Annotated in this window: 10 protein-coding genes and 1 pseudogene; 2 read left to right on the top strand and 9 right to left on the bottom strand. The window is 63.5% G+C overall.

All coding sequences use genetic code 11. The features are described 5' to 3' along the window. Positions 1-61 precede the first annotated feature (61 nt). From phnE to IRZ77_RS26365, 4 genes and pseudogenes are all read right to left on the bottom strand, one after another. A pseudogene (phnE, locus tag IRZ77_RS26380) lies at positions 62-826 on the bottom strand (phosphonate ABC transporter, permease protein PhnE); the annotation flags it as partial. After that, the gene (locus tag IRZ77_RS26375) at positions 823-1,650 is read right to left on the bottom strand and encodes a PhnE/PtxC family ABC transporter permease (protein ID WP_046615822.1); all 828 of its coding nucleotides are present in this window, start codon (positions 1,648-1,650) and stop codon (positions 823-825) included. The pseudogene phnE and the gene IRZ77_RS26375, both read right to left, overlap by 4 nt. After that, entirely contained in the window at positions 1,644-2,438 is a 795-nt protein-coding gene (locus IRZ77_RS26370) for an ATP-binding cassette domain-containing protein (protein ID WP_196174624.1), read from the bottom strand. The genes IRZ77_RS26375 and IRZ77_RS26370 overlap by 7 nt, the downstream gene beginning before the upstream one ends. A 20-nt stretch (positions 2,439-2,458) precedes the next feature. Then, a complete protein-coding gene (locus tag IRZ77_RS26365) occupies positions 2,459-3,313 on the bottom strand; it encodes a putative selenate ABC transporter substrate-binding protein (protein WP_196174623.1) in 855 nt (284 codons plus the stop codon). A gap of 126 nt (positions 3,314-3,439) precedes the next feature. Between IRZ77_RS26365 and selD the strand changes: the two genes are divergently transcribed. Next, a complete protein-coding gene (selD, locus tag IRZ77_RS26360) occupies positions 3,440-4,474 on the top strand; it encodes a selenide, water dikinase SelD (RefSeq protein ID WP_046615824.1) in 1,035 nt (344 codons plus the stop codon). Next, complete coding sequence (gene mnmH, locus IRZ77_RS26355; RefSeq protein ID WP_046615825.1) at positions 4,474-5,586, top strand: tRNA 2-selenouridine(34) synthase MnmH; 1,113 nt, start codon at positions 4,474-4,476, stop codon at positions 5,584-5,586. Before selD ends, mnmH begins: the two co-directional genes overlap by 1 nt. A 122-nt stretch (positions 5,587-5,708) precedes the next feature. Here the strand turns inward: mnmH and IRZ77_RS26350 are convergent, their stop codons facing one another. The 5 genes from IRZ77_RS26350 to IRZ77_RS26330 all read right to left on the bottom strand — a co-directional run bounded on the left by IRZ77_RS26350 (position 5,709) and on the right by IRZ77_RS26330 (position 9,335). Beyond that, positions 5,709-6,095, bottom strand: coding sequence for a lysozyme inhibitor LprI family protein (locus tag IRZ77_RS26350; RefSeq protein ID WP_046615826.1), 387 nt, complete (start codon positions 6,093-6,095; stop codon positions 5,709-5,711). 19 nt (positions 6,096-6,114) lie between these two features. Then, positions 6,115-6,654, bottom strand: a complete 540-nt coding sequence (locus IRZ77_RS26345; RefSeq protein ID WP_196174622.1) for a hypothetical protein — start codon at positions 6,652-6,654, stop codon at positions 6,115-6,117. A gap of 12 nt (positions 6,655-6,666) precedes the next feature. Continuing rightward, positions 6,667-7,230: a GNAT family N-acetyltransferase gene (locus tag IRZ77_RS26340; protein ID WP_012270565.1), complete on the bottom strand. Its 564-nt coding sequence runs from the start codon at positions 7,228-7,230 to the stop codon at positions 6,667-6,669. Between the two features lie 467 nt (positions 7,231-7,697). Next, positions 7,698-8,081: a YkgJ family cysteine cluster protein gene (locus IRZ77_RS26335; protein WP_046616073.1), complete on the bottom strand. Its 384-nt coding sequence runs from the start codon at positions 8,079-8,081 to the stop codon at positions 7,698-7,700. 126 nt (positions 8,082-8,207) lie between these two features. Beyond that, on the bottom strand, positions 8,208-9,335 hold the full coding sequence (locus tag IRZ77_RS26330) for a PH domain-containing protein (protein ID WP_196174621.1): 1,128 nt from the start codon (positions 9,333-9,335) through the stop codon (positions 8,208-8,210). Positions 9,336-9,509 lie beyond the last annotated feature (174 nt).

The following is a 9,509-nucleotide window of genomic DNA, read 5'->3' as shown; positions in this document are numbered from 1 at the left end:
CCCTATGTGGGGGGCCCTTTACCTCTCGGGGGGTCTTCTTCCCCCCCCGGGATTTATTCCTGGCCCGCACATAGCGCTGACGCAACACATCACTCAATGCATCCACCAGTAAGACCAGTACCAGCATCCCGATGATCACGGTACTGGCTTGGGCCTCCTGGAACAGGCTCAAGGTGGTGTACAGCATCTGCCCCAACCCACCCGCACCGACAAACCCCAGCACGCTGGCCATGCGGATATTGTTCTCCCACCGATACAGGCTATAAGCCAGCAACTGCGGCCACAGATTGGGCAACGTGCCAAAGCAGAATGCCGCCACCTGGCTACCACCCTGCAAGCGGATGGCCGCCGCCGGCTCCGGCGGTGCATTCTCAAGCGCCTCGGCAAACAGCCGCCCCAGCACGCCAGCGGTATGCAGCGCCAAGGCCAGGGTACCGGCATTCGGCCCAAGCCCGGCCGCCAGCACCGTCAGCGCGGCCCACACCAGTTCCGGGATGGCCCGCAGGGCATTCAGCAACAACCGCGCACAGGCCTGCAGCGGCCAACCGAACCGGCCAGCGGCCGGCAGCGCCAACAGCATGCCCAGCAGCATGGCCAACAAGGTGCCAAGACCCGACATGGCCAGGGTCTCCAGCGCCCCGTGCGCAACCGCGCGCAGTTGCCCCGCAGACAAGTCCGGGTGCAGGAAACGCCCGGCATATTCGCCCATCTGCCCCAGCCCGCCGTTGCCGACCAGCGCCTGCAAGTCCAGCTCCAGGTATGCGAACGAAGCCATCACCGCAGCCACGATGGCGCCTAGCACCAGCAAATTGATGACCCGGTTCATGCCAGCCTCCAGCGCAGGAAGCGGCTGAGCAAGTCTGCCAGCATCACCAGGACCAGGAACGTCAGCAGCATGCTGGCCACTTCCGCCCCAGCGAACATCCGCATCGACAGGTCGATCTGCTGCCCCAGCCCGCCAGCACCGACAAAGCCCATCACCACCGAGGCACGTACCGCGCACTCCCAGCGGTACACGGTGTAGGACACCACTTCGGACACCGCACTTGGCAATATGCCGTAGAGAAACGCAGCCAGGCGGCCACTACCCGCCTGCAGCAAGGCATGGGCCGGGCGCTGGTCGACCGACTCGAAGATCTCGGCGTAGACCTTGCCGAGCATGCCACTGTAGGTGATGGCAATGGCCAGTACGCCCGCCGTCGGCCCCAGCCCCACGGCCCGCACGAACAGCAACGCCCAGACGATTTCCGGCACGCTGCGCAGGAATATCAGCAACCAGCGCACCGGCAGGCGCAGCAGGCGCGACCACAAGCCGGCCCGGCCCCCACGGGAGGCGGCGCGCAGCGACAGGGCGCGGCTTGCCAGCAACCCGGCAGGGACCGCCAGCAGCAACGCCAGCGCCATGCCGGCCGTGGCCACGGCCAGGGTCTGCAGGGTGGCTTCATACAGCAGCGACAGGAAACCGGCATCGTGTGCCGGTGGCCAGAAGGCACTGGTGAAACTGGCGATCTGCTGGCGGTTCTCTGCCTGCAGCAGTACCTCGGGGTTCAGTTCGCTCAAGCGGATGCCAGGCCATAGCACCGCCACCGCCAGCAGAGCCAGCAGCAACCGTGGCAGCAGCGCCGGGTCGCGGGCATCAAGCTTCAGCATCTCGGAATCTGCACGGTCAACGTCGGCCCCTGGCTTGGCGGTGAGGCCAGTTGTTCGTTGGCGTACAGCGCATCCAGCAACTGCTCGGTCACCGCTTGCGCCGGGCAGTCGAACGCCACCTGCCCTTCGCGGATACCAATCACCCGCGGGAAATGCGCCAGCGCCAGGTCCACGGCATGCAGGCTCGCCACCAGGGTCACGCCATTGGCCTGTGCATGGCGGTTGAGCACGGCCAGGCTGTGGTCAGCCAGCACCGGGTCCATGGCCGACACCGGCTCGTCGGTCAGCAACACCTGCGGCCGCTGGTACAGCGCCCGGGCAATACCCACCCGCTGCAACTGGCCACCGGACAACTGCCCGCACTGCACGAACAGCTTGTCCGCCAAGCCCAGCTCGGCCAGGGCTTGGCGCGCCCCCGGCACATCACTGGGGTACAGCAGGTTGAGCAGGCCGCGCAGCACCCCCCACTGCCCCAGTCGGCCGGCCAGCACCGCCGTCACTACCCGCTGGCGCGGTGGCAAGGGTGGTGCCTGGTGCACCAGGCCGACCCGCGCACGCAGACGCTGGCGGGCCCTGGCGGACAGCGCCCAGGGCTGTTCGCCGAGCAGTTCCAGGCGCCCGCTGCTGGGTTGGACGGCGGTCGCCATCAGGTGCAGCAAGCTGGACTTGCCCGCCCCCGAAGGCCCGATGATGGCGACACGCTCGCCCTGACCGATGCTCAGGCTCACGGCATCAAGCGCACGCACCTGGCCATGGCGCAGCCCGGCCCCGTGCAGTTGGATAGCCACGTTGGAAGCCACTGTCGATGTCACTTGAGCAGGCCGGCCTCGCGCGCAGCCTGCTCGGTGCCCACGTAATTCTCAGGTTTGGTCTCGATGAAGCGGCTGGCCGCCTGCAGGTCGAGGATCGCCTTGTGCTCCGGGTTGGACGGGTCGAGGTCGAGGAAGGCTTTCTTGATCTTCTCTTTCAGCGCCGGGTCCATGTTGCCGCGCACGGTCCAGTTGTAGTCGAAGTAGGTCGGGGTGGTGGCGAACACCTTCACCTTGGCGGTATCGACCTTGCCCGCATCCACCAGCTTTTGCCACACGCTGGCGTTGAGCACGCCGCCATCGACCTTGCCAGCCTGTACCCAGGCCACGGTGGCATCGTGGGCGCCGGAGTAGGCAACGCGGCCGAAGTAGTCTTCGGGCTTGATGTTTTCCTGCTTGAGCATGAAGTAACGCGGCATCAGGCTGCCCGAGGTGGACGAGATGGAACCGAAGGCAAACGACTTGCCCTTGAGATCGGCCAGGCTCTTCACATCGGGGTTGGCGGTAATGAACTTGGAAGTGAACTGCGCATCCTGTTCACGCTGCACCAGCGGCGTGGCGGCAGGATCCTTCAGGTGCACCTGTACGAAGGTGAAGCCCCCCAGCCAGGCCAGGTCCAGGCGGTTTGAAGCCAGCGACTCGACTACCGCCGGGTAATCGGCCACGGGCACGAACTTCACCTCCATGCCCAGCTGTTTGGCCAGGTACTCGCCCAAAGGCTTGAACTTGCGCTGCAGTTCGGTCGGTGCTTCGTCAGGGATGGCGCTGACCCGCAGGGTGTCGGCAGCCTGGGCGACAACGGCACAGCAAGACAGCACGAGGCCGGCGGCGAGCGCCAGAGGGCGTTTGAGCATGGGTGTTCTCCGGTTCAATAGCGGGGAAAGGTCGGCCTATGCGCCGACGACGGGAATTATAAGAGGCGCAGGCGCAAAGGCCAGCTTTGCTACAATCGCGCATCAAATTGACCCCCTGAGGTGCACATGAGCGAGCCGATTCGCCTGACCCAGTACAGCCATGGTGCCGGCTGTGGCTGCAAGATATCCCCCAAGGTGCTGGATGTGATCCTCGCTGAAAGCGGCACCCAGGCCCTGGACCCGAAACTGTGGGTGGGCAACGCCTCGCGCGACGACGCCGCCGTGTACGCGCTGGATGACGAGCGCGGCGTGGTCTCGACCACCGACTTCTTCATGCCGATTGTCGATGACCCGTACGACTTCGGCCGCATCGCCGCCACCAACGCCATCAGCGACATCTACGCCATGGGCGGCGACCCGCTGATGGCCATTGCCATCCTCGGCTGGCCGGTCAACGTGCTGCCCCCGGAAGTGGCCCGCGAAGTGATCCGCGGTGGCCGCGCGGTATGCGCCGAAGCCGGCATCCCGCTGGCCGGCGGCCACTCCATCGACGCCCCCGAGCCGATCTTCGGCCTGGCCGTCACCGGCGTGGTCAGCAAGCGCCACCTAAAGCGCAACGACACCGCCAGCGCAGGCTGCCGCCTGTACCTGACCAAGCCACTGGGTATCGGTATCCTCACCACCGCCGAGAAAAAGGCCAAGCTGCGCACCCAGGACCAGGGCCTGGCCCGCGACTGGATGTGCACCCTCAATACCCCCGGCAGCCGCTTCGGCAAGCTTGACGGGGTCAAGGCCATGACCGACGTCACCGGTTTCGGCCTGTTGGGCCACCTGGTGGAACTGGCCGAAGGCAGTGGCCTTACCGCTCACCTGGACTATGCAGCCGTCCCGCGCCTGCCCAGCGTCGACCACTACCTGGCCGAGGGCTGCATCCCCGGCGGTACCCTGCGCAACTTCGACAGCTACGGCCACAAGATTGGCGCCCTGAGCGACGACCAGAAGCACCTGCTGTGCGACCCGCAGACCAGCGGCGGCCTGCTGGTGGCGGTTACCCCGGAAGGTGAAGCCGAGTTCCTGAAGGTGGCCGCCGAACTGGGCCTGCAGCTGGCACCAATCGGCAAGCTGGTCGAGCGACAGAGCCACGCGGTCGAGGTGATCTGATGCGCCCCGACTGCACCGACTTCCGCCAGTTGTTCCTCGACGATGTGCCGATGATGGACATGCGTGCACCTGTCGAATTTGCCAAGGGCGCCTTCCCCGGTGCCGTAAACCTGCCGCTGATGAATGACCAGGAGCGGCAAAAGGTCGGCACTTGCTACAAGCAGAAAGGCCAGGCTGAAGCCATCGTTCTGGGCCACAAGCTGGTCAGCGGTGAGATCAAGCAGGCACGTCTGGAGGCCTGGGCAAAGTTCGCCGAAGATCACCCGGAAGGCTACCTGTACTGCTTCCGTGGCGGCCTGCGCTCGCATCTTGTGCAGAAAGTGCTGCGCGATGAGAAGGGCATCCACTACCCCCTCGTCGAGGGCGGCTACAAGGCCATGCGCCACTTCCTGCTGGAGACTACTCAACAGGCGGTCGCGCAATGTGATTTCGTGCTCGTGGGCGGCTTGACCGGCACCGGCAAGACCGACGTGCTGCACCTGCTGGACAACGAGCTGGACCTGGAGGGCTACGCCAACCATCGAGGTTCCAGCTTTGGCAAGCGCGCCACCGCACAGCCAGCGCAGATCGACTTCGAGAACAGGTTGGCCATAGACGTGTTGAAAAAACGCGCCCGGGGTATCGAGCAGTTCGTGCTGGAAGACGAAGGCCGAATCGTGGGCAGCTGCACCGTACCGCTGGAGTTGTACCAGGGCATGCAGCAATACCCACTGGTGTGGCTGGAAGACAGTTTGGCCAACCGCGTGGAGCGTATCCTGCGCGACTACGTGATCGACCTGAGCGCCGAGTTCGTCAGCCTGCATGGTGAAGAAGATGGCCTTCGACTGTTTGCCGAAACGCTTCTGCAGAGCATGGGCAGGATTCACAAGCGCCTCGGCGGCGAGCGCCATCAGCGGCTGTCGGAAATCCTGCGCCAGGCGCTGGAAGAACAGCAGCGCAGTGGTTCGGTGGAGTTGCACCGTGTCTTCATCGAAAGCTTGCTGAGCGAGTATTACGACCCGATGTATGCCTACCAGCGCGCAGCCAAGGCTGAACGTATCGAATTTGCCGGGGATGCCGTTGAAGTGCGCGAGTACCTCAAGGCCCGGGCGCTACGCGAACCGCGCAAGTAAAAACGGGGCCGCTTCGCGCCCCATCGCCGGCAAGTCGGCTCCCACAGGTATTGCACTGCCTGACAGGGCATGCGTTCCCTGTGGGAGCTGGCTTGCCGGCGATAGGGCCAGTACAGACAACCTCACTGCCCAGGGCTGAGCACCCGTTCCAGCTCCGCCGCCCGGTCGCGGGTCATGCCCATCACACAGCTCCCCCCTTCCAGCTGCGCCATGGTCCCGCCACTGGCCTGCACATGGAACCGGCAATTGCCATCGCGGTAGGCAAGCCACTTGCGCTGCACATCACGCAGGCTCTTCTGCTGCCCGGCATCCAGCTTGCCCATCAATTGCTTGTACACCCGGTTCAATCGCTGGTCCTGCAACTGCGTCTCGGCCCGAATGCACTCGCTCATGGCCACGGTACTGGACGCCTTGTCCATACACTGCCCGTATCCCGGCGTGAAATCATCCGCCAAGGCCAGCGGCAGCACACAGGCCAATGCCAGGCCCGTCAGGTAATGCTTGGTCATCAACCCCTCCTTGTGGGTATCACAGCGCCTGCGGCTGTTCCGGCGGCATCAGCACCTTGCCCGGCTCGAAGCGCAGCGACGGCATCTGCGTCGCCGCATACAGCGCCAGGCCAAGCGCCGCGATCAACACCACATCCAGCCAGCTCCAGCCCGGCATGTCGTCGGTATTGCGTGCCCTCCAGCAATGCCAGGCCTGGCCCACGCAAAACACCACCATCGCCGCCAGCCACAGGTAGAAACCGGCACCGAAACCGGCCAGGTCATGAAACTCATAGCTCTGATTGTCTGGCAGGCGGTCAATTCCAAAGCTGCTGGCCGCCAGATACACAGCCACAAGCCCGACCAGCAATGCCATCCGGCGAAAGCGCCGATGGGCAAGGACCGCCAGGGCCAGCAGCGGGTTGGCAAACCACTGGTACAAACCGAAGGGCATGCCCCAGGGCCCGTACAACAGCATCTGAAGGGCGGGCATGTGCCGGTCGCCACTCATTAGCGCGCCATCGAAGAACAGTGCGAGCAGGTACAGCAGCAAGCTGAAACTCAGGTAGAAAACGGGCAAGAGATTTACTTCCTAGGCAACCGGGGGCTCTAGCAGAAGGCCATATATACCCGAATCGGACAACTCGCCGGCAACGCACCAGCGTGCACGCAATGTGCCCTCAAGCACGAAGCCCTGGCGCTCCAGAGTACGTGCCGAACCTTGGTTACGCGGATCGATCTCGCCTTCCAGGCGGCGCATGTGCAGGGTATGGGCGAGGTAGTCGATGAAGCAGGTCAGTGCTTCGTCCATGTAGCCTCTGCCCTGCACCGCGCTGGCCAGGCAGTAGCCGATTTCACCACGGCGGGATACATCGTCGATGTTGAACAGCTGGACCATACCGATCAGTTCGCCGTTGTCACGGCGGTACATGCCAAGCTTGAGCTGGTCGCCATTGGCATAGGCTTCGCGGTCGGCAGCCAGGGCGCTTTCGGCTTCGGCAAGGTCTTGCCAGGGGGCATGGTGCCAATAACGCATGACCTCGGGGTCGGCCATGATAGCCAGCCACTGCGCGGCATCGGCATGGCGCATGGGGCGCAATTGCAGACGCGGGCTGTCGAGGCAGAGGTCACTGGGGAAACTGCGGGGTGGGGTCACGCCGGATCTCCTGTCCATTGCTGGGGAGATGACAGTTTAACTTCATGTGGGGTGGGTGGTGGTGCGGAAATCGAGTGCCGCCCGCGCGGCGCTCGATCTCAAAACCACCACAAACCTTTCGGCATGCATCTGTCAGTCGCTACTGGCCAGCCCGCCAGGCAGATCGGGCCATTACTCAATCTCCGCGGTTCAATCCCACTACCATTGTCATTGACCAGTGTCTTAGCCAATTTCGCAGGTTAACCCCCAATCCCAAGAAACCAGAAGCATTTGGTTTCAGGTCCGCAATCTTCTTGCAGCTAATGGCCCTTTCGCGGGTGAACCCGCTCCCACAGGTACTGCACCAGCCTTGAGAGAAGTTTTGTGCCAGTGGCATCTACAGGCATTGCACCAGCCTTGAGCGCGGCGCGATCCCTGTGGGAGCGGGTTCACCCGCGAAAGGGCCGGTAGAGGCTAACGAAATACGTTCAGGCCACCTCAGCCCCATCATCCGGCCAATGCGGCTCGTTGGCCCCCGGCGGGGTCAGCGGTGGCAGGCCATACGCGGCACGTGCATCGTCGCAGCTGGGGTTATGCACCCCACCCACCCACGACGCCTCGAACTCGCGGCAGGGGCTGGAACGGTTGGCGTAGATGGTGCAAGCCACCTCCCGGCCGATTTCGCCCTGCAGGCTGACACAGCGGCAAGGCTTGGCATCGGTGCCGATCATGGCAACGCGCGTGGGGTTGATCTGCACCACCAGGTCATCCGGCACTAGGCCCCCGGCAGACTGGCATTCGCCCCAGAAAAAGGACACACGGAAGTACCCGCAGCAGGCGCCGCAGTCAAGGCAAGGGTTGTATTCGGACATGATGGCACGGAGGGAAGGTTGTTGTTATCGGGGCTGGCCCGCGGCGCCATTTTCAATCCAAGAGGGGGCGGCTGGATAGAGGGGCAATACAAAAAAATGTGCCGCTGATCCGGCCGCACGCAAGTGCTAACAGATGGACTTGTAAGTCGCAGCATCCCAACGCTGTAAAGCCAGGCCGGCGCTCGGATCGTAGTCGTCGCCCTGCACCTTGCTGAAGTACGTACGCGCTTCGCCGCAATGCACCAGCCGATCGTTCTTTTCACCTTCGGTGAGTACGGTGTAGGACTTACTGCGCATGGCCTGATACTGCTTGTCAGCCGCCGCCATGAGCTGGTGATACTCCATCAACTGGCTATCGCCCAAGGTCAGCCGCTTGTCTAGCTGCACGCCCCAGCGGGTCAGGCAGACTTCGGCAAAATGTCGGACGATCAGTCCCGGCTCTGCCAGCACCTTGCCCTTGCCCGCACCATCCGCCGAGGCATTGCCCACCAGCGTGGCATGCCGGCCTGGCATCGGGTAGACGCAGATTCGCGTCGCCTTCGCGACGGAAGGAATCACGCAGGCAAAACCTTTGGAGCGCTCGTCCCGCGAATAGAAGCCGACATACTCCTTGACGTTATCGGCCAATGTCACGCGCTCGGCTTGCACATTGCCGATCCCTGGCACCGGGTCGATGGCAAAGATGTTCACCGGTATCCGGCGCAATACTGGGTCCTGCACCATTGCGTTGGCCAGCATGTGGCAGCTGATCCCTCCCCTGCTCCAGCCCACCAGATTCACCTGGGTCGGCAAGCGCGACTTGCGGAACAGCTTGATGATGCGCTCCTGCAGCTCCTGTGGAGTCGGGTGTCTGTCACCGTAGTCATAGGTGCGCCAGAACCACGAAGCCGTGGAGGACGCATCCGGAATAGGTACGCCGGCGCTCTTCAGTCGCTCGTATTCTTCTTCGCTCAATTTGGTGCGCTGCCAGTTGCTCTCGCCTTTTATCACCTGCAGCACATGGTTGACGTTCTCTTCCCAGCCGCGACCGAACAACTGGCCGGTCCAGTTGAAGTAACCGCCAGGCTCGACGAAAAGGTTGTCGTCCTGAAGGTTGCCGCTGCCGGGGCCGTCAACGGCTATCCAGTGTGCAAACTCGCGGCCCTGGTCATTGCTGGCCAGGGTCGAGACCAGCTCGCCATTCCAGAAGTTGGGGTTGGCGTCGTCGAAGCGGTGGGAACCGGTACCGCAAAAGTAGGCGGTGAAAACACTCATTTGTGGGTCTCTGTGGTGAGAAATGAGTGCAGAAAAATAGGTAGATCAATCGGTGGGATGCAGGTGGAAAAATCGCCTTTGAGTCAGTCGGGGCTGCTTTGCAGCCCATCGCGACACAAGGCCGCTCCTACAGGGACCGCGCAGGATTCGAAAACTGCGCGGTCCCTGTAGGAG

This window comes from Pseudomonas pudica, assembly GCF_015680405.1.
GTDB classification, from domain to species: Bacteria; Pseudomonadota; Gammaproteobacteria; order Pseudomonadales; family Pseudomonadaceae; genus Aquipseudomonas; species Aquipseudomonas pudica.
The sequence above is the reverse complement of the archived record's forward strand: the minus strand, read 5'-3'. Positions and strand labels throughout refer to the sequence as shown.